This is a genomic window from Salinisphaera sp. G21_0 (assembly GCF_017744115.1).
In the GTDB taxonomy this organism is placed as follows: domain Bacteria; phylum Pseudomonadota; class Gammaproteobacteria; order Pseudomonadales; family Endozoicomonadaceae; genus Endozoicomonas.
Window position 1 is genome coordinate 59,247 of the sequence record NZ_JAGHQW010000006.1, and the last position, 25,371, is coordinate 84,617.

Below are 25,371 nucleotides of genomic sequence, written 5' to 3' on the forward strand. Positions count from 1 at the left end.
TTTATTATTCAGACATAATTACTCTGATTTGGTTCCACATAATTAATTATGCTCAAGGAGTTGATTGCACCGGTCCTATCTATATTGATTTTTTCCTGAAACCTGTTGTCAAAGGACTGATATATTAAATGCCCTGGAACGCAGAGTGCTGGCCAGTTTTTCCTGGGCTGGATCGGGGTAACTGTTCTGAAGACGCTCCAGAACATGCATAAGCACAATGCGTGATACGGGATCTAGCTTTGGCTCTAGATATTCAAGGACTGCCAGGACATTAATGCGCGTCATTGCCATCAGTGAACGGGCCGGGCTAACGCTAACAGCCTGATTGATTGCCAGGTTGAGTTCATCCATCATAATGCTGGTAAGTGGCCTTGCTTGGGTCGAGTCACCAGAAGGCAGCACGGGGGAGTCGTAAGTCAGCAGTGGTGACGGGCCTGAGTCCATCGGGGAGATCAAGTCAACCACATAAGCCCAGTCTTTCCTGAAATAACTTCCACTTAAAGAAACAATGAGGTTGCAGCAGCAACAGTTTTTGCCGTAGTAAAACTTGTTGTCATCGTTGGGAGTAATCAGTTGATATTTCCCCGGCATGTTGTCGTCTATGCCGGCGGCTTTCTTGAGACGGATACAGAGTTGCGTTTTGATTTCACTGAATTTCTCCTGGTCAAGTACCAAAAGATCGGTATCTCTTGGCGTGACTGAGCGTGTAATAACTGTATCAGATATTTCGGCTGGTAACAGATGGCTGCCGGTTGCCAGCTCAAATGCATTATTCCCCCAAAGTGACTGAATCTGCGTCTGATAAGCACGGCTCCCCAGATAGACCACTGGCAAACCTTGATGTTGCAACGTCTGCACTTCGCTGGCTATTTGCTCTTGAAATTCAGCTCTTTTACTGAGAGTCTCCTGAGTATCTGGCCAGATAGTTATTGCTTTGGCAAAACCTGCCAGAGTATCACTGTGATTGATGACTTGATTGTTGCGTTGACCTTTTTTAATCTGGCCTGAATTCGGTTTATGCCTGCCAGTGGTGTTGGCTAATGATAGCTCTTTAGAGTCATTCAGTTCTTTTAAGCACCTTGCTATGAAAGCAATATTTTTGTTCAATCTTTTCCCAAAACCAGCAGTAGCCTGTTCAAGGTTGGCAATAGTTGGAAACTCATTCCTGAGAATGTCGATCCGTTTACTGCTAACGTTAATCAGGGCAGAGTTCAAATGCTGAAGTTGTAACAAACTGTGGTATAAAGTAGTCTGAATTGACTCTGAAAGCACAATTTTCAGGCATTTGTCTTCCCCATTATTGCTGTGTTCTCTGATTTCTTTTAAGTGGCTGAAAGCATGGTTGAAAAAGGTTTTGAAATTTTGGTTGAACTTGTCAAATTGATCAATTTTCTCTTTAATCCCGGAAGCATTTGCTCTGATTTCATCTTTCCATTTCTCTTTGGCCATCTTAAGTGAGTGTGAAGCTTTACTTGTATGAATGCAGGTAAGGCAGGTCTCCAGATCACTGAATATTGAAGCGCATTCACAAATATGCTCAACGATCATTGCACAGTGATAACAGCAGCGGAAGAACGTTAGCAATAATTCGGTGTGCGGTGTTGGTACATCGTCTACAAAAATTTTAATCAGGCGTAGACAGGATTCTCTGTCCAGTGCTGAGATGTTAATGTTTGGATTGAATGCACCCCACGCTTTATTAATAAGCTTTAAAATATCATTATTCTGGAGAAGTATTTGTGTCAGCCGGGATTCCAGGTATTCAGGAAGCTGTTGCGGATTGTCATTGGTTATCCCATCCGAGGCGGTATGTGGCATGATGACTTTTTGGGCCTCATGAAAGCTCTTCTTGATGGCCATCTCGTGATTGTTGGTCAGAGTCAGAACTCTCAGCCAGGCGAGAGATAAACGGCGGCGGTATTTAAAGGTTTCCCTTGCTTCACTGGCCAAAAATCCAAGCTTCTGCAACTGGTCTGCCCATGTATCCAGAACATTCAGTATTTGTATCAGCTCTTCCGTCTTCATTACTTTTATTAACGGTGATTGTTTCTCAGAATCACTCTCCTTGTGAGCAAGAAGGGTACTCAGGTAAGTAGAAGCAGCTTCAAGTCCAAGGGTAAAATACATGTAAATGGGGTAGGGGCGGGATTGTGTGTATTCATTAAAGTCATTATGCCACTTCTCAATGTTGATTCCTGGTGTATTGTTATTATGTTTAAGGGCCTGAATAACCGGCTCCAGTGAATACTTGCCATGGAAAACTATTCGAGTGGTTGCTTCAAAAGCCTTATCGGCTTCGTCCCATCGTCCTGCCATTAAAGCAGCATGGAATAACTCTGCACAAAATAGATGTTGCCCAATCGTCTTTTGATTAATGCAGACTGGTTGGAATTTTTTTTGATCACACCCTTCTTTCCTGTATCGATCAATTGAACTGAAAAGGTATTTAGAGGTGGTTTTCAGGATATCGTGAGGAGCTTCCCTGTTCAGGTTTTCCCATGTTCCTGTGGTAATGGCAGTGAGCATATTGCTGATCCCTTCATTCAGGGTGCCAGTTCCGTGTGGCTTTATGTCAGGGTGTTCCCGGAGGGGCGCACGCGAAACTTCGTGGAAGTTAAGTGGTTTTTCTGGTGCCCGCACGGCGATATATTTCTTGAAATCAGCGTATCTTATCAGGCCCTCCACAAGACAACAGATATATGACAAATGGCAAACAAGAGATTCACTGAGAAAGCTGATTGATTGCTGGTGCGGGTATTCAACCCCAGAGGGCCATCGACATAACATTTTGTTGAGATCACGATAGAGCTCGCCCAGCCTCAGTATTTCCTTACACATATCATCACTCAAAAACAGCTGTCTGGACAATATGCCATAGAGACTTTTGTAAGCCATTTCTGTTTTGTTATACCATTCAACAAGTTTGTAAGAACTGTCTTTGAATGCTTGATATTTATCAGCAAGATGCTTGAGCGAAGCCAGTCTATTGCAGATTAAGCTATGGAACTGGTAACTGTCTGTGTCCAGAAACTTTCCATTGAGAAATTCCTGATCAAGTTCCATTTTAAAGATGGATAATTCGTCCTTGAAGTTTTGGATATCCCCGGTGGTAATTTCCAGGGGATTGGGCAGTGTCATGTCGAAATAGGGAAGAGTGCCCATAATGGTGTCATCATCATCAGTCAGAGGCTTCATGAACACGTCAGAGACAGGACAGAAGGCTGATGACTGTTCCGGCTGGCTCTGCCCGGCAGCTGAGGTCAGTTCAGGTGCATGATACGTTTTATCGACAGGACTGGTCTCCGTCTTTCTTTCACTCAGTGATAAATCACTGGGCTGAGAGTTTTCCGGGTCATTGATGATATCACTCCCCGGGGAATGAAGTTCTGGTTTGATTGCAGAAGCCCTGGCAGTTGTTGATGTGTCCGCCAATTCTTCTGAGCCAGTGGTGTATGCCTCAGGGGCAGGCCGGGGACAAGTAAATGTGTTTTCGGTATTGTTCATAATTATTATTAAAAGAACGTTATGTAATAATTGGATATGTTTTATTAATCAGACATAATTAATCCAATTTGGTTCCATGGAATTAATTACCCTCAAGGAGTTGGAGGCAAGTCTTTCATTTTGAACACATTCAAGAACTGATATTTGTTTTTACGTGACAACGGGTCTGCTAATTTTGGGACTTTAGTGCATAAAATTAATCTTATTAAAATTACTCTTTTTTGACGTAATTTATCAACTTTAATCAGATACTTTTGTAAAACCTGCTCGGTTGGTCAAAGATGATCTGTTGAGGGTTGGGGAATCAGATCTTTGTTTTTTGGCATCAAAGTTTCAATACCAATACTATTGTACAGTCTTTCTTTAGCTTCTGAGAACGAGTGCAGGCGGGTTGGTTTGTACGTGTTGCGGGTCTTGAATTGGAACCACGAAGCACACGAAGAGCACAAAGAAGAGCTTTGCTTTTCCTTTGTGCTCTTCGTGTGCTTCGTGGTTCAAAGCTTTTGCTTCTGGAATTAATAGATAAATGCTTAATGTCTACCCTAATAAAAAGGCTTAACAAAGCCTGACTACATTTTTTAGTCAGACTCAAATCCCAGCACTTTCCTGATGTTGTCAGCCACAATGGTACCTATACAAGCCTGCTCAAACGTTTCTAATGCTTCTTTATAGGTATTACCGCAATAGAGGGAATGAGTGTTTTCCCCACCACTCTTGGTGGGAAGTATTTCACCACGGTACACGACATTATTGTGAGAATCGTATTCAAAAAAATGTTTACACCGGATTGGATTCAACGCCAGAAGGAAAAGCGTGCCGTCATCAAATTGACCTGCATATATTGAATGTGGATCGCTTGGTTGAATATATTTATGTGGGCACAATCGGCGGCTATGAATCAAATCTATAGGATTGAAAATATAAACACCTGTAAACTCTTTCACGGTATTGTCACATTCTGAGTAATTATCTTTCTTCAATAATCCATCGAGTGCCAGGTTGTATTTCAACAAGTCCTGATACATAAGGGTATTTTCCGGACGTTCAATTTTTATCATATTCCTGAATTCAATCGGAGGTGGGCCTGATGATGATGTGACTGATTGCATGCAGTGGCTTTTCATAAAATAATCATTTTCCGACAGTGACTTGAATCGGTAAAAATCAGGTTGTGGTATTTTGGTAGCCTGTGGAACAACTTCTTTAGCCGATAAATTATTAAACGTTGCTGTGGCATTTGTGTTTGCTGTGGCACTTGTGTTTTCTGTGGCACTTGTGTTTTCCGTGGTATCCCTGGTTGTTTCAGGCTTTTGTTGTTCTTGCCACGCCATTTTTGGGTAAGTTGATGCTGATATGGGTGAAGTCATAAAAATTACTCTTATTCTAAATAATCAAGTTGATGGCAAGGGGGAATGTTCAAAGCGTTTGCAACGCTTGTGAGAATTCCCCGGCGCAAGGTGGAACTTTGTCAGTTCTGACCACTAATCCAAATGTGAGTTGAATAGCGTTACTATTCACTGAACAAAAGCGAATTTTCAGATCCATAGTAGGGTAGATCGTTCCCGGACAGCCTTCTGGTGAAATCGGGTGCCTCTGCCTTTATCCATTGCTCAAAAGCCTTTAATGATTCATCTATTTTTGTGCTGTCATAATCCTTGATACCCCATAACCATTTCTTCATTGATAAATTGCACTCGTATTCATTCTTTTTATGTTTGTCCATATTCGCTGTAAAGTCATCCAGCCAATGTTTTCCTTGTTGATTAATGATCAATAGTTTCATGAATTCCACAGTTGTAAGATGGCTAACAGCTATTATCCTGTTCTTCAGGCAGCATTTAGCTATTTCTAATCGAGTCTCATCTGAGCAACTCTCCCATATTTTTGTAAAGTGATTTCTGCATTTTTCCAGAATATGTTGATAACAAATTTCAGCTTTAAATTTATCCATCATGTTTTGATATTCATGATCTAATTCAAAACACGACATTGTATTGTTTTCCGTGATCCTGAAATTTTTTCCGGATTTCTGATTCCCCCCATCGTTTGCGTTGATGCCAAATTCTATGTATTCGTGTTCAAGAGCAAACATGACAAATTCTATAATATTTACAATTAAAGCCAGAACCTCTTCTCTGGGTGCATGGCTACACACATCTTTTGAAGGGTCAATTAACCATAATACATCGGTCAGAAAATGCCATTTATTACTGACACAACGCTTTTTATACTCTTGGTTTTCTTCGCCTTCTTCTCTAAGGATGGAGGTTTTGAAGTCAAAGTAAAAATCCCTGACATTTACAATTTTACGTTCATAGAATTTCGGGTTATTTTTGACAAAATTTGATATATTTTCAACATTGTTCATTTTTATTCTAAAGAAGCTTTCAACAATAAATTGAAGTCTTTCCGGATGCATTCTGATTATATTGTCAATCTGTTCTTCGAGGATTTTTTTGGTTGTTTCATCCGCAGGTGACCTGCCAATGATGTGAGTCCAAAAAAGATCTTTCTTCACCACGCGACGCAGCAAGTAATTATTTTTTTCCATCACGTCCAGCCATAGTTCCAGATTGAACTGACCCTGACTGTTGATACATGATTTCGATATAGCTTGGGAGAGCTTTGGTATATTGTCTGTTACTTTCTTATCATTAATTATTCTTTCAGGTTCAAATTTTGCGTTTTTTAACACTGATAATGAAAAACATTCACCTTCAAAAGAGCAGCCTTTAAAAAAAGTACTTTCAAGACTTGCGTTGTTTAAATGCTCCATAGTGAATTTGCATCGCTTGAATTTAGTTCTTTCAAATTCGGTATCATTCATTGAGCAGCCTCTGAAATCCAAGCCTATAAGCTTTCTTGGTGTATCAGTCGTTATTTTCAAACCATCCAACGACTGCAATTTTCCTTCCAGTAGTCCCGGATTTTGTTGAAGCAGCAACTCAAAACCTTCTTCGCCAAAGGCCTTGATGAGCATTTTGATGTTTCCGGGAATCCGGCTGTATACAGAGATCAACTCATAGTAACGGGTTGACCGGGAATACTGAAAAAGCGCTTCCAGCGGGCGTCCGTCGGGCCAGTGACTGTAGCGTCGCTTGAGGGCATGCAACAGATTTAGCCGGTCTTCTGAAGAGCTGACGTGCAGCGTTTTCAGTTCATCAAACAATGACAAAGAGTCGGTAAAGAAGATCTCATGATATGGGGCTTTCATGACTTCCTGATAGTCACCATGCGACTGCAGAATGGTTTTAATATTACGTCGAAAGGTCTCCAAACCGGGGTGGAAATCGTGATAAATACAATGATCTTTAATCGCACAGAGATCCAGACGGCCGAGCGTCTCAGATTTGAACAGCGCGGACAATTGCCCCCCATAAAGACTATGCCCGATTTTATGCTCGACAGGCTGGATACGGGCAAACACATCACGGGCGTCAACATTAGCCTGACGCTTCATATCCTTGGTAACGGGCTCCAGGCCAATGTCCATCCGTCGCTCAAAGGAACACAGAGTACCATCATTTGCCAGGCTAGCCATGACAGTCTCTTTACTGTCGGTGTTGCCAAGAAAACTGACATTGTGCCCGGGACAGAATGACCGGGCAGGGTTTTCGGCAATGTCATGTGGCAGCCCTGGACGGAAATATACCAGTCGTCCTGCACGAAAACGAAGCTGTTCCTCATATCTAAGCGTCTCTCCAAGCAGCTCTTCAAGAAACGCTTTTTTTCGGGCGATTACCGAAGCATCCGCGTTAGTATCTGCTGCCACGGCACGGTTCATATCACCAAGGCAGCCATGATAGTTGGCCAGGGCGTCAAGCCACCGTTCCTCCAGGTCGCTGGCATCCGGCCGCTGACAATGAATGCCCAGCCCTGCCAACTCACTGAACAGCGCTTCAACCACTGATTTATCGTGTCCGGGCAAGGTCAGCGCCAGGCTATTTTGCAAGGCTCGGGCCTCAGGCAACCACTCGGGTATAAACTCAATGTGCCCCTCCTGACTGACTGGTTTCAGTTCAGCCACCCGGACAGGTGAGGCATGCAGGCCGGCATAATTAAGCTGAGTCTTGTTAAAATAACTGGCGCTCTGGCCTGTTTGCCTGGCAAAGCCGTGACTGAATTCAGCTAATTGTACTTTTGCTTCAATATTTTCAGCAGCCCGCGAACAGACCCGCGCGGGAAAGGCGGGTTCAGGCAGTTGGATTAAGTTCAGGGAGTTCTCGCCAATAGACAGCCTGTCTGCCTCTAAAGACTCCCTGCATGTGGCGACATTGGCTTGCAGGTTCTTTATGGCCTTGTCGATGGCGGCGTGATCAGATGGGTTCCATCGCTCTTTATCCCGGATCAACTGCTGCGCCAATTGGTCACACTCATCGGCCAGGCTGGCCAGGTCACTGCGCCAGTCCCGGTAACTGTCGCTCTGGTGGTGGCACTGAAGGTAATTGATCCATGTGTTCAGATGGTGCAATCCCTGTTCCAGGGCGAGGTTGTACGCCAGTCGGTTGCTGGCATTCCGGGCCAGCTGGAGAGACATCCGGGTTATCGGCTTGCCGTCCTGATCCAGTCGCTGGGTAAGGCAGATCTGTCCGCCGCGGATATCCTGGCCCTTAACCTGCAGCCAGCCCCCGCGGATACCCGCCGCCGCGATGGCCTGATACTCTGCCATGGATACCCGCTCACCGGCCTCGACGCTGTTGGCAAATCGGGTGGTGAGCCAGGCGATTCGATCATGAATCGTCTGCCGTAACCAGCTACGGTCACCGGGCAGGAAACCGCTGTGTTCGATCTGTTGGTCCAGAGCTTGCCAGTCAACTTCGCGCAGCATCGTTTTCAGGGTCTGCCCCAGCAGCTCATCGTCCAATTGTGACAGAATAGCCACGCAAGGGTTGTGGATAACGTGGGAGTTCATTGCTGGTGCCCGGGGATCCCGCAGTTTTATCAGCAGCACCGGCATGGAGGAAAAATCATCCTCTTTGGAGGTGGGTTCTGGTTTATCCGGACAGGGATAGCGCGTGGCCATCCCGGCGAATTCCCAGTTTAACATCACCGGCTCCCCTTGTGGGGTCAGTTCAATGTTCTCCCAGGCTTCGTTGACCATGGCTTCATTACCAACGATGGTATTGACCAGTAGCAATCTGGCCCACTGATTTGCAGGCAGGGATTGCAGGGGGGCTTTCCCACTTTTCAGGTTACCTGGCCAGTCAGCGGGAACTTCGCTGACCACATAACTGCAACCCTGTTCCTGATGGGCAAAGGTGACGGGGGCATTAACGCCCAGCAGTCGGGCGAGATTGGCCATCAGTGCCTGATTGCAGGCGCTTTCCACAGAGACCGCTGTTTTGATGTAGTAGCACTGTTGCTGAACGGGATCATTATACAGCTGCCCAATCTTGCTCCCTCCCAGGCTCTCACTCTGCCGGTTCAGCCTGGCCAGGGAAAAGGCGGGTTCTGGTGCCACCGGGAGACCGGTAAAAGGAGTGATCAGCTTGCTGATGAAATCGGATTGCGTGCTTATAGTAAATAACTGATATTCCAATGGCGAAGGATGGTGTTCCCACTGCTTTTTCGTGTTTACACACCCGGTAGCGGTTTGGCTGAAAAAATTTCTGACTGTTTTGGCGTTGTCTTGCAAGTCGATGGTAGACCAGAGGTCGCCCTGACCGGCAATCACCTGGCAGACCTCTCTGGCCAGTAAGCGCCACGCTTCACGACTTTGGTCATCATGGCAGGCGGCAAAACACTCCAGCTTGTCAATATAAAAGTAAGATCTGACCCGCATAACCTCCAGCGTATCGGCATCATGTAGCAGACTGCGCAGTGTCTGTATCTCCCAGGGCAAGTGCTTGCAGGCATCCGGTCGATCCTTGTGGCGAATTGCTTCACCGCACTGCCAGGCCAGGGACTGCTCCATGCCACAGTTACGCAGGTGCTCTTGCAAATTGTCACTGCTGGCCTTTTCCCATTCAGTGGTGTCTTTTCCATCTCCTTCACGGCCCGAATCATGGAACAGACAGGCCTTGACCAGTAACGGTACCAGGTACTCAGGAAAGTTCAGGGCCCGGGGATCTTGCTGCTGTTTGCGTTGCTGCAGTATCGCCAGCGCCCAGATTGCGGTCCGGCAGCTGTGCTGGAGGCCATGAATGGGACGCGCAATGGTCTGGGATGGTGGTAAAAAGCTGGATGGATGATATTCCTGAAGCAGGGCAGTTTTTACCGGAATCTCAATGGATTTGATAAACGGTAGGTCGATTATTGGTAAGCCGGACGTTTCCGTTTTGGTGTTATGGCGGACCGATGCGCTTTCAGCAGTCGTCGGTGTCGGCTTTTCATAAGCCGTTAAGCTGATTTTCCGATGAGCGTTGCTAACCGCTAACTTGGGTATCTTGGGATCGGGTGTGTAATGATCACTGGAAATAAAATTTTCAGGCTTATTCGAAAGGACGTCACCTGAGGGCATTATGTTGTCATTAACCTGGACCGTTCTGGTGAACGTCATGCATTGTCTGTCGTTGTCGTCTGGTAGATTAATTTTGTCACGGATTTGTTTATCAGGGGCGTTCATATTTCTGGCGCTGGCCGAATTAATCATTAAGTCCACCTTTATCGTTCCCGGTCCTATTTTAAGTTTCTGAATTACTCGGCAATAAATTTTTGTAGTTTTAGCCCGGATATCTCATAAACGTGCTTCTGATCTCGCTTGTCCTTTGCCGCTCCGGGAGCGACAAGGTCCTCGGCTTTAGCATCCTGCGTCACCCTGGCTCCCACATCCATGTGGTCGTAAGCGAGATTCGCGGCAATTTATAACAATTTATAAAACACTGGGTTTGACCAATCGCTCAATAATTAGTTCCCGTCCAAAAACCGCATTGGGCAATCCATACTCAAATTTGACGAGCACCTGCAAGATGCTCTGTTTGGTTCCGTCAGGCCTACTAACTTGATGGTTAGGTTAAATGCCTGGAGTTAATGTTAAAACTTTTCATTCTGAGCTAAGTACGAACAAAGCCGTAAACACGAATTTATTGCAACCATGTATCAGTAACGGGAGTAACTCATGTTGGCAAAAATAACGACTTTCAGAAGCATAAATATTTTCATCAAACGATGGCTGTTACTTATCCTTCTGCCCCTGGCTACAGTTGCCACAGCAACCCAGACACCAGAAAACAACATGGCTGAAGCTGTTGAAAACCAGTCGATCAGCACGTCAGCAGATCCTGAGGATTTGGCCAGAATCAATCGGGCCGCTGGTGCCATCATGGGTGTCCTGATTGGTGATGCATTGGGGCTGGGGACGCAGTGGTATTATGATATGGACGCCCTTCACAGGGAGCACGGCACCTGGGTTAACCACTACGTTGACCCCAAACCCGACGGCGATCACCGGTTCGCCAACGTCAGCCGGTTTCGCTACGAGCAGGGATTACGCGCCGGTGATATCTCCCAGACAGGGCAGGTTTACACGTTGTTGCTGGAGAGCCTGCAAGAAAAAAAACAGCTTGTGAACGATGACTTCTTCCAGCGTCTGGATACCTTATACGCCACACTCAGTGGGGAGCCCTTCTCAGGACGTTACACCGATAGTCTTCACAGAATCCTGCTGAAATATCGAGCCCGGGGTATAGGCTGGGACAACATGCATTCGTTCGTCCCGACCAATGATACATCTGACGGCGCATTGCTGCTCGTTCCCCTTGCTGCCACCATCTCCGACCCTGAACTTTTTGCCCGTGAAGCGGACCAGCTGCTGCGGGTGTTTTACCGGGATGACTTTGTCAGGGGGAACCATATCGTCTACGGCCTGGTTATCCAGGCGTTGATCAATGGCATCACTGTTGATGAGCTGGAAGATTACCTGAGACCGATGGCTCGCCATCCTGCCATTGCCCCTATTGTTGGTGGCTTCGACCGCTTCATAACCCCGGTCAATGGCAGCATCGCCCGCCGTCCGGATCTGGTCAGTATTCCAGAGCCGAAGTACGTCAGTCATCTCTTCGGTATGGACTGTCAGGTTATGCACTTGCTGCCCGCTGCTTACTACCTGATGTATCGGTTCCCGAATGATTTTGAGATGGCTACCCTCTCTGCCAGCAATGGCGGCGGCAATAATATGGCCAGGGCAGCATTGACCGGAGCCATCGCCGGAGCCATAAACGGCATCAGCAATATACCGCAACGGCTGTTAAAGGATTTACGCAATGGTGACGAGCTGGAAAAGCTGGCAAGGGAGGTAGCCAGTCAAAATCACCAGGAGGCTGACCGAGAATAGGCTGCCCTACTGCGGCAACTGCTCCCCGGGAGGTTGAGCGTTGTTATCCATACCGTGCTGAAGCTTGTCGAATTACGGTGGCACCATCCTTCGACAAGCTTCAGGATGAACGGGTTGTGCGGTATTAACACTTTTTTGCACTATTGCCTGATTACATTTTCAGTCAGACTCAAATCCCAGCGATTTCCTGATGTTGTTAGCTACAATGGTATCTCTACAAGCCAACTCAAACGTTACTAATGCTTCTTTATAGGTCTTTCCGCAATAGAGGGAATGAGTGTTTTCTCCGCCACTCGTGGCAAGATATGATTCACCACAGTATCCGACATTATTGTGAGAATCGGCTTTAAAAAGCCTTTCACACTGGGTCGGATTCAACGCCAGGAGGAAAAATGTGCCATCGTCAAATTGACCAGCATGTATTGAATGTGGATCTTTTGGACCAAAATTTTTATGGGGACGAAGTTGGCGGCCATGATTCAAATCAATATCATTGAAAACATAAACACCTGTAAACTCTTTCACGGTATTGTCACATTCCGAGTAATTCTCTTTCTGCACTGTTCCATCGAGTGACAGTTGGTATTTCATCATGTCCTGATGCATAAGGGTATTGTGCTGGCGTTCAATTTTTCTCATATTCCTGAATTCAAGCGGAGGAGGACCTGATGATGGTGTAACTGATTGCATGCACATGCTTTTTTCAATGCAATCTTTTTCGTACTGTGACTTGAATGGGTGTAATTCAGGTGTCGGTATTTCGCTAGAAGCCTGTGGCACAACTTCTTCAACCGATAAATTCTTAAACTTTGCTCTGACACCTGTGTTTTCCGTGGCATCCTTGGTTTTTTCAGGATCTTGTTGTTCTTGCCATGCCATTTTTGGGTATGTTGATGCTGATATGGGTGAAGTCATAAAAATTACTCTTATTCTAAATAATTAAGTTGATGACAAGTGGTTATGTTCAAAGTGTTTCCAACGCTCATGATAATTCCCTGGTACAAGGTTACACTCTATCGATCTGACCACTAATCCAAATGAAAGTTTTATGATGATGGATAATTCTGGCTTCTTGGTGGAAAAGTTTTACTGCTGTATTTTTAGTACAATGGCTGTTTATAAACGCAGTTACAGTAGTCGAGAGTCAGATATTTTTCTGAACAAATTCAAGAATCAAGAACCGCCACTGGTTTGCGCTTTGGACGCTGGTCTTCAAAAATTGAACTCTAAGCATAAAAATCAGTCAAATTTTATAAAATTGAATCCAACCTTTTAATAACAACTAACATGATGGTTCGCTTTTCAGGCAATTTGCAATGAACTCATTAATATCAGACTGTGGATCTTACCGGTTCAAGTCTCCGGCAAGAGAGCCGGTGGAACATGACGAAAGATTCAGTATTGGCTCTTCGGTCAAACCCCTGGTGGTATCGGATGAGAGTCAACCCCCGAACACTGTTGAGCCAACGCGGCTCCCCGAGCGACTCACAGTTGCTGTTCCTGAATCAATTACTGTTCCTGAAACAGTTCCTCCTGAGCAAGTTTCTGTTCCTGAGGTCATCGCTGTTCAAGAGACAGTTGCTGTTCAGGAGACAGGTGCAGCTCCAGACGCTGCTTCCTGTGTTGGGCTCTCTTTGCCCGGAACTTCGCCTGTTGTCAAAAAACAGATTCCCGAACAGCTGCACGATATTTGCCAGCAATGGCTTGCGCTAAGCCACCGCTTCCCTAAAGACCTCAGTTTCCAGCAAACCGGCGAACTGGTCGAGGCCTTCAGGGAAATATTGCTTCAGCGACTCAGGGGATTGGCATCAGAACCTTCCAGATCCACCCCGGGCTGTCAGCCGTCGGGGTGGTCTTCAACGCACCACACCAAACCGGCTGACCAGAAAAACGCACCTGATGACAGTAGCCAGAGGGATCATCAGCTGGTGGACCATTTCTGGCTAAGTTACCTGAACGCAATAAGCCGACGTATTACCCAGATAAGCAGTGATGATGTACGGGTGAATGGCCAGAGTCCGGAAGAACCGAATCCGTTCACCTTTGAGCAGCTGAACCAGAAAAGCTGGGATTTATATACCAGGATCGGTGTGAGTTATCCGGACAACATCCCGCTGATTCTTAAACAGGCCTCCTATCCTCTCAGCCATGGTGGTGACACTTTCGCTATTATCCATTGTGTTGTTTTTAAGGGCGTAGAGGCCAGCAGCAACTTCGTGAGCACCCTGCTTTTTTCCCTGTGTGAATACTATCAGCCGGAACAACGGCCTTCGCCTAAAGGCTCTGAGCCAGTGATTATCCGGTTATTCGAGCAGCTCGGCTACTGGCAGCAACAAAACGACAAACTGATTGTTCCGAAAGTCAAAACGGCTAAAGGAGAGATTCACCCCATGAGTATTTTCAAAAGCATGGAGCGAATTATCCCCAAAGAACACCCATTCCAGCAGGCCCTGGCCAAGGTCCAGCTTGACAGCGGCCCAATCGGCATACTGGATGGCAGTGTTACCCGGCAAAAAAAATGCCTGAAGCAAACCATTAAGGCGCTTGCCAGTTCAAAAGCCGCTGATGATCTGGCCAAAGCAAAACAAAGACCATCGCCAGCCAAAACACAGCGAAAGCAAAAAAAAGACAAAAAGACCACCGCCCCCCTCTCCTGCAACAAACCTGCTGCGCCATCGACAGCCACGACATCAGAGGCTGGCAAAAAAAATTCCGGGGAATGTTTGAGTGCATTGGCAGACAACAGCAGCTCGCCAATAACATTTGCCAGACAATGCAAACAGCTCATTAATGCTGACAACGTCGACCTGCTGCAAAAACTGCTGACAGATAATCCGCAACGTTTCCACGGATTAAAACAGTCACAGAAAAATAAAATTGACAGTTTTCTGAAAGCAAAGAAACTTCCCAATTTTATGCGGGATAAACACTAGTCCTCGGCTTTAGCATCCTGCGTCGCCCTGGTCCATGTGGTCGTGCGCGAGATTCGGGGTAGTTTATGAAATATCCGGGCCAGGAAAAAATACACTGGTACTGGATAGTGCTGTTCAGGCAGAATTGCCCGACATAGCTATCTATCAGGTTGACATGCGGGCCACCATAAGAACCTCTAATGCAGAGAGCCACAAACAACAGGCCCTGATATTTAACGCCCTGGACTTAATATGACTGACAATAACAAGCTGCCACTTATCCTTGAACCCAACGCTCTGGAATCCATACTGACTGCTGAAAAGCATGCGTCAGTAAAAGAGTGCCTGATTATTATTGATCTTGGTAATCCCCGGCTGTATCAGCAGGCTCATGTTCCCGGGGCCATCAATGTGCAACCCCATCAGCTGGTTGCAGGAACGCAACCGGCCCGTGGCAAACTGCCAGCGCTCAGCCAACTGGAATCGTTGTTCAGTGAGCTGGGCTTTACCGGCGAAGAGCACTTTATTGTTTACGATGATGAAGGCGGTGGCTGGGCAGGGCGCTTTATCTGGACGCTGGATGTTATTGGTCACCGGAAATATTCGTATCTCAATGGTGGAATCCATGCCTGGTTGAAAGAAGGCCATCCAAGAGAGTCCGGGGCCAACGTGAGAGCTTCCACCGACGTTTCCCTGACGATTGATGACCGTGTTATTGCCAGCTGCGACTTCATCCTTGAAACACTGGCGAGCCCGGAGTTCACTATCTGGGATGCACGCTCTCCAGAAGAATACTGCGGAGAAAAGGTCATGGCACAGAAAGCTGGCCATATTCCCGGAGCCATTAATTTTGAGTGGACTCGAGCCATGGACCCGGAAAAGAACTATCGAATTAAAGAAGGGCTGGTGGCGGAGCTTGATGCCCTTGGTATTAAAAGAGATCAACAAATCATCACCCACTGTCAGGCCCATCACCGTTCAGGGTTTACCTACCTTGTGGCCAAAGCGCTTGGATTCAAGTCGGTCAGAGCCTACGACGGCTCATGGTCTGAATGGGGGAACCTGCCTAATACACCCGTTGCTCAATAAGCAAACACAGCAAGCACCGATATAATCACCGAAGGTGCAGGCAGTCATGCCATGAATTACAATGGCTGCCACTTTCCTGTTTTTCGAGGACCATTGTCTTGATGCTGACCAGACAATGTTTCATTTGAGCAGTTTCATTTGAGCAACTTTCAGAGCCTGGCATGATCCCTTACAAATAGACGACAGGCTCTTATCAGATACCTATTTTAACTACAGGATATTCCATCACCGTGAAAGAAAAACTGTTTGCTGCTGTTCAGTATGTACTACCCCATCACCTGATTTCCAGGGCTGTGTACTATTTTGTGGAATGCCAGATTCCATGGTTCAAAAATGGCCTGATTCGCTGGGCTATTGATCACTACCACGTCAATATGAGTGAAGCAAAACGGGAAGGCGCTGAAGAGTACCTCCACTTCAACGACTTCTTTACCCGGTCATTAAAGGATGGAGCCCGTCCTTTACCTGAAGACCCGGAGATGATTGTCAGCCCGGCCGATGGTGTCATCAGTCAGATAGGGGACATCAGGAACGGCAGAATATTTCAGGCCAAAGGCCATGACTACAGTCTGGTCGAACTGCTCGGTGGTGATCTGGAGCTTGGGCAGGAGTTTATGGGTGGAAAGTTTGCCACCATTTACCTCTCCCCGAAAGACTACCACCGTGTCCATATACCAGCGGCCGGGTCCCTGCATAAGATGGTCCATGTGCCCGGACGCCTTTTCTCTGTAAACCAGGGGACTGTTGAGAATATCCCCAATCTCTTTGCCCGGAACGAACGGGTGGTCAGTATTTTTGATACAGAATATGGTCCCATGGCAGTCATCATGGTTGGGGCAATCAATGTTGCCAGTATTGAGACCGTATGGGCCGGTCTGGTGACACCACAAAGGGGGCAGGTTGCTACCACCACCTATGGTGAGGCGAGCCAGACGGTTGAATTAAGCCGGGGTGAGGAACTGGGCCGCTTCAAACTCGGTTCCACTGCGATTGTGCTCTTTGGCAAAAACCAGGTTGAGTGGCTGGAAAACTGGCAAGCCGGCCTGTCGATCAAGATGGGGGAGGCATTGGCCCGGGTCAATATTGCTCCTGACATCAAATAGTGCCTTCTCTATAGTGGAGATTTTTATCACATAGAGTCTGGTATTCGGGAGCGTAACGAATCCGTGTAAGGAACTCAGTTGCTGAAAGACGTTTGTTCTGCATCCCGCCACATTCGACCGAATCATCTTCCGGGGAAGGGGTCGTTGTTTCCGGATTGATCAAATCGCTAAGGAAGGCAACTTTTTCGCTGTCAGGCATAGGACTAAGCAGAGTATGGCAAATAACGCCAAGAGTTCCGGTTAAACACTCGGCCACTTTATCGGCTAAATACTTTTCGGTATCCGTTATAACCAAAGTATCATCTTGTTCATAACCTCCCATTTCCTCTATCTGAATGTATCTTGGGTCGATTAACGGTTCAGGATATTCAACACTCCTATCTGCCTTGGCAGGTAACCATTGTTGTTTATATTCATCGAAATATTCAAACACGTCGATCCCGGGCTTAAATACAGTGGGTTTAAAAATATTATCCTCGGCATATTTCATAAGATGAACGATTACCTTGTGATTAGCGATGTAATAAAAACGGTCAAAACCCAGTGGAGGTATTTGATTGAGCGCAGATTTACCAGTGGTGAGATGGAGAGCGTTGTTCACGTCGTCAGTAGAGAGACCATCGTCATACATACGTTGTTTTGCTGACTCAGTTAAACGGACCGCTTGAGAGGAACGGTTGACATAAAATACCGGTAAGGTTTTACATGCCTTTAACTCTTCATGGGTCTTGATCCGTATTTGATCGGCCAACTCCTTTGGTGAAAACAATAAAGAGCGAGGGCTGGCCATTTTCCGGGCAGGGATTTCCGATGGTTGCCCTGACATAACGGGAGATGACATTGGGGATTGAACAGAAACAGCCGCTTGTTGTTTAACGTGTAACTGCTCATTTTTGCCCGGCAAAACCTCAGTTTCTGTCGTTAATTTAGTGATTTTACCGGGTGGCAGGGGATCACATGTAGAATTTGCCAGTCTTTTTTGAGCAGTTACTTTAACGTCTCTCCCTGAGAAGCATGAAGGGCTTGGTATATTTTCTGAACCTTTTTCCTCCACAGAATTATTATCTGAAACAGGGGCCTGATGACTCTTTGTCAGAGAGGGTATGTTTGCTCGAATATACACAAAAATTCCACCAAATGAATTATTTGATTGTTAGTCAGTTCTGGACCAATCAGCTCTGGACCAAAAAGTGCAACCAAATGAAAATATTGGTGACTTATACTGACAAGTAATTGAAACACCTCTGCTATTTTACCGCCATTAAACATCAGGGAATGCTAAATACAGATGGCTTCAAATGCACAATAAAAACAGTGTAGTATGGAGGTTCATTACTTTCCTCATGAAAACTGGTAATTGGAATGATTTTCAAATTCTAATTCATTGCCAGCGTACACCTTTAAAACAGCTCCATTCATTGCCTTTTCAGACTTAACTAATTATTATCCACCTCAAACCTGCCGACAAGGTATCAATCAATTAGCCTGCTTTTTCAAATTCCGATAAGTAGAAAATATTATTAGTCGAGAATGTATGTGTTGTTATGTCTCTACCTGTTAAGGCAACCTTTCAACTGGTTAATACCGCAACGGATAGCAATTCTCTGTCATCATCAGAAGATGCTAGCGGGATTAAATCCAGAAAATATACGGAATATTTATGCCATGGTGAATCTGAAGCATCCACCCTGGTTTCTTCATTTTATCGTAACCTTGGCTTGACCATACGTGTTGTTGATGTAAAAAAAATATTGGCTGAAAGAACAAAAATTAATGCCAGGTCAACAAAATTCAGGCCATTCAGCTGCCTGTTCCCCGGCAGTAAACGTGTGGTTGTAAAGCCGGTTTCTGATTTGAATGAATGGAAAGATATCGTGATCAATGGGGTGGTAACCGTTCATAAACCGATAGCTGATGGCATTATGAAGTGGGCTTATAAACGGGACGGCGCGACTGACAAAAAAGGGGAAACGACTCATGCAGGCTTAAAAAAAATTACCGATTTTGCCATATTGAAAGATAAAACAATGGAATGCCGGGATGAATCATTATTCCTGACTCGCTCCTCAGGTCATGTTGGTCGTGATGGTTATTTACTGCATCAGCCATTATTGCAGAAGGTTGAGAATGCTAACGACTACCCGGAGATCATCTGCCCATATAACTTTGACCAGACCCATTGCGGATATCTGCTGGATTTCAGAAGGGAGCAGTGCTTTATTAATATCGCCAGGTTTATGGAGAATATTTTACTCCTTGAATCCGGTGACGATGCTGGTCAAATGACAAAGCCCGCAGTTATTTTTCTGTATGACAGCTTTCGGGGGGGACTGCTGCCACCGGTAGAACTTAATGGTACTTTGCTCAAAAAAATAGCAGACAACGCCCGAGTATTTACCCGCTACCCCCGATCCCTTGACGAAGAACGCAAGCTCTTTAATTTGCTGGCTCACGCAGGCTATAAGCGCTTCTTGCAGCTATTGATGAACAATATTCCTGATAGCGTGAATGCTGTAGCAAATACACCTCAACCCATAAATATGGCAAGTATCAAGCAGGCCATTGTTAATCTGGAAGCCGACAAAGCCGTTACCATGCTGTCCGAAATAGATGATGAATTGATTAACCGCATCGGCTTACCGACAACACTCATGGATCAATTGACTTATAATCCCGTATTTACCTATCAAGATTGTAAAGATTACAAGTATCCTGATATTGATGATTTTTTCCGGCACCATATTGGCAAGAATCGTTCCCGGAAGTTAATGCGGACCACCTTTGCCGCGCAAGGCAAGATCTGCAGAGCACTGTTAAAAAAAAATGTATTTGTCCCGGTAATATTGCAAGGCGAAGATTCCTTATATAACCCGCTGGTATGTTGTCTGCTGATTGCTAATGGCTCACGAATTAATTTCGCTGGCTGGGGGTTTAAGGTGAGTCTAAGCCTTTTTCCGATAATTGCCGCCAGGAAATTTTATCGGGAAAACCTATTGTCCGAGGCCGAACTCAAGATCATACGTTACGAAACGTTATGGCAAATCGTTTCTAATTCCACCACGTTTATTGTTACTGATCCTGATAAAATCCTGAAGCGATTTCGCAAGTTGGTGAATACACTGGCAAGAGTACTGGAACAACGGTACCCTGCCGGCCGGGTTCAACGACAGTGTCGGCAAATCTTCAGTGATGAACTTTACACATCATTTTATCTGGCTATAAAAGCCAGCGGTCTGGCCCTGAAGCAGGTACTGGAAAAGGGCTTGTCTACCCAGCGATACAATGATAAAGCGTTGTGGGATTATGTACGCTGTATATCATCTACCATGAGTCGGTTGCATGAGGGTACTATCTTTTATCAGGATGAACTGTACTTAATAGACAAGTACAGGGCTATCAACCGATTTCCGGGCAAGGATTTCAGATTCGACTGGCTGGAGGCGTTGCTGGCCACACCGCCGATCTTTGATCAACGGGAGTCTCAACGCATGGGGCGCTATCGGGCGCTTACCCTGGAGGCTGGCCAGCACTACTATCAGAGTCCCCATCCAAGTCAGGCAAAAGCCATCATCGCTGCGGGGTTAAATTCCTGTTATCGTCATTTCCATGGACTGGACCACGCCCTGCGTACGCAACTGGCCACTGAATTTCTGCTGGAGATACTCACCGACTTTCACCTGCCCTTCAAAAAATTACTGAAGCTGCATCAGCCACTGCAAGAGTTAATCCCGATTGCCGAGTTGTACCACGACGCTGTCGCTGAAGTTGAAGCCAAAGAAAATGAAGAGCTGCGTGCCGCCGAACTGTTTCTGCGCGATATGAGGGAGTTGCAGCAGTACCCCGAACCGCTGATTGCCCTGGTGGCCGATGCGCTGCGCAATAAAAACAGTAATAAAATGCACCCGGTGCCGGCACCCTTCACCGCCGATGACCAGTGCCCGGAAGAGGAATTACTACTGCGCCGGGTGCTGCGTTTTGGTGATACCGTTGACATCATGCGGGTTTATCCGCCCAGGCCCGACTTTCCCGCAATTAAACAGACAGCGGGTTCAGCAAAATTGACTGCTGCAACACTCAATGACGGCTATTTTCACCCGGAAGCCATTGAGCTGCTGGGCGTGGTCAATCATCCAGAGTTCACGCAGCTGATCCAGGCAGCACTGTTGACGTTCCGGAATCTGGCCAGCATCACCGGGGGCTGGCATAACCACAGCGAGGTCAACCCGTTCTCACGTAAATACGGCCTGTCGGTTGATAACGATAAACGACGGTTACGGATTGAACGGGCACCCGAGCCTTATGTGTGCCTGCGCGAAAGTCTGGATGACCTGGTGCGGCTCGTTATCGCGCAAAAAGCCGGGGTCCAGCCCTGCTTTGCGGAGCATTCCAGGCACAAGGATAGTACTCCAGCACCGGATTGTTGGGACCCGGGTATCGGCTTCGCCGGTGCCTATCGAAAGCTGCACAGTGAGCAGGAGCTGTGGCAAGTTCGTTTACCCACCATGACCCTGAAGGAAAAGATTATTGTCGTTGCCGAGGAACTGCCCAGTCTGGAAACAAAATGGCTATCGTCAGCTACCGACAGGGCCCTTAAGGCAGAGATCAGGCGATTGCAACAGAAGGGCATCCTGCCTGCCATTGGCACGCCGCGACAATCTGAGCTGGAGCAGATACTCAAACAACCGGACTGTGTCGGCGCTAAGATACTTAATGAGCGTGAGCTTGCGGTGGTGGCTGATGACCATGAAGGGAGAACCTTATACAGAATGGTGCCAAAACGAAGCAAAAGGCAATGCGCCGAGCCTGATAATGACGCCGGGCACCACAATACCGGCCCTGCCCCTAAACGACGGAGGAGTGGCTTCATACAAACGTCCGCTGTAATTATGCCTTGATATATTTCATTAGTTGTCAAAAATGGCACAGACGTTACACGATAGTGTACGTCTGTGGCATTTTCCCGGGGTTCATCCTTTCACATGTTGTGAAGGTAAATTGCGGCCCTGGCTTAGAATTTTGCACTGAATTGCAACGCAGCGCCGTAGGTTTTATCCTCGCCCACCATAACCGCCGCATTCAGGCCAAATATATCCCATGGCGACAAACCGACACCGGCTGTCAGCACATCCGCTGAATTATCTTCAAGGTCAGTCCGATAGCCTGCCGAGAGGCGTGCATGCTCCCAGAAGTCCAGGGTAACGCCCAGACTTGCATAGCGACTCTCCTGAACAGCACCGTAGCCACCGGTCGAGGTGAGCTGCAGGTCGCCCATTACGGACACGATACCGTGTTCTACACCCACACCAGCCGTTAACTCAGGCTTTACCTTATACTCAGAGGTTGAGTTTTTTGACTTATAGGTTTTGCCAATCAGGTTTTTTGCCGTAAGACCAAAAGACAGTGTGTTATTAAGTTGATAGGCTGCTCCAAGGTCGATATTGAAGTTACTGTGACTGGACTCTGTATCCAGCAGAGCATCATCATCGAATGCCGCAACTGCCTCACTGTAGTCGATCAACGTTACTTGTTGGTATTTGAGCACCCCACCAATATTTAACTTGCCAGGCAAGGCGGTGTCTACTTCATTGGCGACAGCGATACCAACGTCAACAGTCATTACTGCGCTGGCTTCAACCTGAGTTTCCAGATCATCAATTGTCACAGCACTACTATTACCGTTGTTTATGGCATCTTGTATCTCACCCCTGTCGCCAGCGCTAATCTCACCAACTCCTGCCGACATTTTCAGGGCGCTGCTAACATACAGGCTTGTCGGCATAACACTGTTCGGGATAGCAATAAATCCATTCCCTCCAGCTTCGACGCTCAGGTATTTATTGGCCAGGTTATCTAAAGAGTCCAGAGCCAGTTGCGCCTTTGCCTGATAATTACCCGTCGTGTCAGCAAGTGCATTCACGGCATCAGCTGCTTTGTCGGCTGTGTCGACCAGATCATCTTTATCCTGTAAAAGCACACCAATACCAAGATTCACACCAAAATCATCATCTTGATCAAAGGACGCCAAATGCGCAGGGTTTAGAATGTGCTGTGTGTAATCCCCGACAGCCACTCCAGCTCCACCTTGAGCTATTGTCCTGGCATCAAACGCCTGAGCAGCTCCGGAGAGAAAGACGGCTGTGGTCGCAACGGCTATTTTGTTAAGTTTCATGAAATGCTCCCTGCTTTGTTAGTTTTATTGTTGTCCGTTATTACCAGACTACCACGGCACAAAGAGTATTGGCAGCGAGGGTTTCAAGGTAACTATCATTGATCTCCAAACTCCGTTGGTCCTGAGCGGAGTAGAAGGGCATCAACGCCATACCCTGAATAAAGACTGTATCAGTCCCCCTTCGAGCCCATGTTTATTCCCTCATCTCATGGTTCACTTTTCCAGCAAAGCAGTAGATTGCTTAGCATAATCAGCGCAGTTCCGGCTAAAGTGAGCATAAATATCTCCTCATGAAATAAAAAATAACCGGAAATTAATGACAAAATCATCTCGCTGTAGATAAAAGGTGCCAGATATGACGCTTCTGCCAAAGTGTATGCTTTTAGTAGAAAAAAGGAGGTGAGATTGGCAAGCAAGCCCAGTAATGCGCCTCTGCCAATAGCCATAGTCGTCAGTTCCTGCCACTGAAAAAGGGTGATTGAGCCAGCAAGAAGTGCAGCCAATAGTGAGGTGAAAAATAAAGTGCTGAATACATCTTCATTATTTGCACATTGTTTACTAACCACAGCGAACAGGGAGTAACTGACAGCCACTATCAGAAGATAAACTACAGAACCCGGGCCAAGGCTGCCAAAACCGCCATCAATCACGACTAAAACCCCGAAAAAACCGATTAAGTTAGCGATGACTTTCACATCACTTAATGGTTCACTTAAAATCAAGTAAGAAAACAGCAATGTCATCAGTGGAATTGAAAAAGATACTGCAGTTACCAGATTAATAGGATTGCGTTGCACTCCCTGAAACCAGAAAAAGGTTCCGGAATAAATTAATATTGCTCTCAGTATTAACAGGAATGCATTTGCAGGTTTTAACTGACGATACTGCTTGTTATAAAAAATGAAGGGTAGTAATAGCAGTGCTGATGAGGCAAAACGAAGGAACAGCTCCTGACTTAAATACAGGCTATTACCCGATAGCTTGATAACAACATCGGTTAAATGCATAAACAGAACACTTGCAAGACATAGCAGGATGCCTTTTGCTCTTTCAGGTTTCATAAATAGCATTATTACTGTGTTTGTTGATCAGGTAATCCCGAATGTTTTGAAAGCAGGCCAGCAGTTCTTCAACTTCTTCCGGCGTATTGGCAGCCGTTAACGTAATACGATGCCCCTCCTGGCCAATAACCACCATCGGATAGGGTGAAACGGTAACGAGAATGCCCTTCTCAAACAGTAGATTTGCAGTTTCTATGGTGTCCTGATTATCACCTATCCTGACAAAAATAATCGGAAACCAGGATTGATTTATCACCTCAAAACCCATTGACCTCAGACCATTAATGCACTTGTGGGTTAAAGCGAACAGTTTTTCCCTGTATTGGTTTCCCCGGTGCTCGTTGATCACCAGACCTTTCGCCAGGGTGGCCAGTGAAGCTGTCGGGCAGGGGCCGGAAAGATCATAAGGCGTTGAAAAACCCTTGATAAAGCTCTGCATTTTTTTTGAGCAACCAACAAACGCCGCCAGGGATGAGTAAGCTTTTGAGCATCCCCCCACATAGATAATGTTTTCGTAGTCAAGCCCGTAATAACGGACGATACCATTGCCTCGCTGCCCGTAGGGCATTGCTGATGTGGGGTTTTCTCCCACGACACCGAATCCATGGGCATCATCTATATACACAATGGCGTCGTACTTTTTAGCAAGCGCAACAATAGCCGGTACCCTGGCAAAATCACCACTCATGCTGTAAACGCCATCAATCATAATGACTTTTCGCTTATTGTTCTGGTGCTTCTGGAGGTGTAACTCTAATGTTTCAAGGTCATTTTGTGGGAAGGAGAGTAATGTTGCCCCGCTGTCTCTGGCTATTTTCGCCGCTTCGTACATGGTTTCATGACCGGATTTATCCAGAATAAGCACTCCTCCCCTACCCACCAGTGCGAGCAGCACGCCGATGGAGATCAGTGTCACGGTAGGAAAAATCAAGGTAGACTCCACACCAATCAACGTAGCCAGCTGGTTTTCAATTTGTTGATAAATTGCCGGGCTGGCCACCAGACGACACCAGCTTGGATGCACCCCCCATTTCACGATTTCACCGCGGATATCGTTCTGCATCTCTTCATCAAGGTCCAATCCCAGATAGTTACATGAGGCAAAATCAATCACCGAGTGATCTTCATCAACCCAGATTCTTCGTCCCTCAATTTTCACCGCCGTTAAATCATACTGTTTCATTTTACCCAGCATGGCATATATGTGAGCCCGACGATTCTCTGATTGATTAATTTCAATAATTTCATCTTCGAGGTTCAT

At 46.3% G+C, this 25,371-nt stretch carries 13 protein-coding genes; 5 read left to right on the forward strand and 8 right to left on the reverse strand.

Annotated features, from left to right (window positions below; all coding sequences use genetic code 11):
* Positions 1-108: 108 nt before the first annotated feature.
* From J7439_RS04535 to J7439_RS04545, 3 genes are all read right to left on the reverse strand, one after another.
* On the reverse strand, positions 109-3,432 hold the full coding sequence (locus tag J7439_RS04535; protein ID WP_209200642.1) for a hypothetical protein: 3,324 nt from the start codon (positions 3,430-3,432) through the stop codon (positions 109-111).
* A 650-nt stretch (positions 3,433-4,082) separates the two neighbouring features.
* On the reverse strand, positions 4,083-4,871 hold the full coding sequence (locus tag J7439_RS04540) for a hypothetical protein (protein WP_209200643.1): 789 nt from the start codon (positions 4,869-4,871) through the stop codon (positions 4,083-4,085).
* 143 nt (positions 4,872-5,014) lie between these two features.
* Positions 5,015-10,096 (reverse strand): SidE phosphodiesterase domain-containing protein, encoded by a 5,082-nt coding sequence (locus J7439_RS04545; RefSeq protein WP_209200644.1) that lies wholly within the window; start codon positions 10,094-10,096, stop codon positions 5,015-5,017.
* 465 nt (positions 10,097-10,561) lie between these two features.
* Between J7439_RS04545 and J7439_RS04550 the strand changes: the two genes are divergently transcribed.
* A complete protein-coding gene (locus tag J7439_RS04550) occupies positions 10,562-11,776 on the forward strand; it encodes an ADP-ribosylglycohydrolase family protein (protein ID WP_209200645.1) in 1,215 nt (404 codons plus the stop codon).
* A gap of 159 nt (positions 11,777-11,935) precedes the next feature.
* Here J7439_RS04550 and J7439_RS04555 read toward each other — a convergent pair whose 3' ends face one another.
* Complete coding sequence (locus tag J7439_RS04555; protein WP_209200646.1) at positions 11,936-12,691, reverse strand: hypothetical protein; 756 nt, start codon at positions 12,689-12,691, stop codon at positions 11,936-11,938.
* A 401-nt stretch (positions 12,692-13,092) separates the two neighbouring features.
* On the opposite strand from J7439_RS04555, the gene J7439_RS04560 reads away from it, so the two are divergent.
* From J7439_RS04560 to asd, 3 genes are all read left to right on the forward strand, one after another.
* Positions 13,093-14,709 (forward strand): hypothetical protein, encoded by a 1,617-nt coding sequence (locus J7439_RS04560; RefSeq protein ID WP_209200647.1) that lies wholly within the window; start codon positions 13,093-13,095, stop codon positions 14,707-14,709.
* 231 nt (positions 14,710-14,940) lie between these two features.
* Positions 14,941-15,777, forward strand: a complete 837-nt coding sequence (locus tag J7439_RS04565; RefSeq protein WP_209200648.1) for a sulfurtransferase — start codon at positions 14,941-14,943, stop codon at positions 15,775-15,777.
* Between the two features lie 230 nt (positions 15,778-16,007).
* Positions 16,008-16,880 carry an archaetidylserine decarboxylase gene (gene asd, locus J7439_RS04570; protein ID WP_209200649.1) on the forward strand — a complete coding sequence of 291 codons (873 nt, stop codon included), beginning with the start codon at positions 16,008-16,010 and terminating at the stop codon, positions 16,878-16,880.
* On the opposite strand, the gene J7439_RS04575 is transcribed toward asd, so the two are convergent.
* Positions 16,873-18,003, reverse strand: coding sequence for a hypothetical protein (locus J7439_RS04575; protein WP_209200650.1), 1,131 nt, complete (start codon positions 18,001-18,003; stop codon positions 16,873-16,875). The genes asd and J7439_RS04575 overlap by 8 nt on opposite strands.
* A 421-nt stretch (positions 18,004-18,424) precedes the next feature.
* Between J7439_RS04575 and J7439_RS04580 the strand changes: the two genes are divergently transcribed.
* Positions 18,425-21,775: a SidE phosphodiesterase domain-containing protein gene (locus tag J7439_RS04580; RefSeq protein WP_209200651.1), complete on the forward strand. Its 3,351-nt coding sequence runs from the start codon at positions 18,425-18,427 to the stop codon at positions 21,773-21,775.
* A gap of 113 nt (positions 21,776-21,888) precedes the next feature.
* On the opposite strand, the gene traF is transcribed toward J7439_RS04580, so the two are convergent.
* The 3 genes from traF to J7439_RS04595 form a co-directional block, all read right to left on the reverse strand.
* A complete protein-coding gene (traF, locus tag J7439_RS04585) occupies positions 21,889-23,049 on the reverse strand; it encodes a conjugal transfer protein TraF (protein ID WP_209200652.1) in 1,161 nt (386 codons plus the stop codon).
* Positions 23,050-23,255: 206 nt separating this feature from the next.
* On the reverse strand, positions 23,256-24,110 hold the full coding sequence (locus J7439_RS04590; protein WP_209200653.1) for a DMT family transporter: 855 nt from the start codon (positions 24,108-24,110) through the stop codon (positions 23,256-23,258).
* On the reverse strand, positions 24,100-25,371 hold the full coding sequence (locus J7439_RS04595; protein ID WP_209200654.1) for an aminotransferase class I/II-fold pyridoxal phosphate-dependent enzyme: 1,272 nt from the start codon (positions 25,369-25,371) through the stop codon (positions 24,100-24,102). Before J7439_RS04595 ends, J7439_RS04590 begins: the two co-directional genes overlap by 11 nt.

Excerpts from the sequence above, each read along its gene's own strand:
- J7439_RS04550 (WP_209200645.1), top strand. The coding sequence starts at position 10,562 with ATGTTGGCAAAAATAACGACTTTCAGAAGCATAAATATTTTCATCAAA.
- J7439_RS04540 (WP_209200643.1), bottom strand. The coding sequence starts at position 4,871 with ATGACTTCACCCATATCAGCATCAACTTACCCAAAAATGGCGTGGCAA.
- J7439_RS04595 (WP_209200654.1), bottom strand. The coding sequence starts at position 25,371 with ATGAACCTCGAAGATGAAATTATTGAAATTAATCAATCAGAGAATCGT.
- J7439_RS04545 (WP_209200644.1), bottom strand. The coding sequence starts at position 10,096 with ATGATTAATTCGGCCAGCGCCAGAAATATGAACGCCCCTGATAAACAA.
- J7439_RS04590 (WP_209200653.1), bottom strand. The coding sequence starts at position 24,110 with ATGAAACCTGAAAGAGCAAAAGGCATCCTGCTATGTCTTGCAAGTGTT.
- J7439_RS04580 (WP_209200651.1), top strand. The coding sequence starts at position 18,425 with ATGTCTCTACCTGTTAAGGCAACCTTTCAACTGGTTAATACCGCAACG.
- J7439_RS04565 (WP_209200648.1), top strand. The coding sequence starts at position 14,941 with ATGACTGACAATAACAAGCTGCCACTTATCCTTGAACCCAACGCTCTG.
- traF (WP_209200652.1), bottom strand. The coding sequence starts at position 23,049 with ATGAAACTTAACAAAATAGCCGTTGCGACCACAGCCGTCTTTCTCTCC.
- J7439_RS04555 (WP_209200646.1), bottom strand. The coding sequence starts at position 12,691 with ATGACTTCACCCATATCAGCATCAACATACCCAAAAATGGCATGGCAA.
- J7439_RS04560 (WP_209200647.1), top strand. The coding sequence starts at position 13,093 with ATGAACTCATTAATATCAGACTGTGGATCTTACCGGTTCAAGTCTCCG.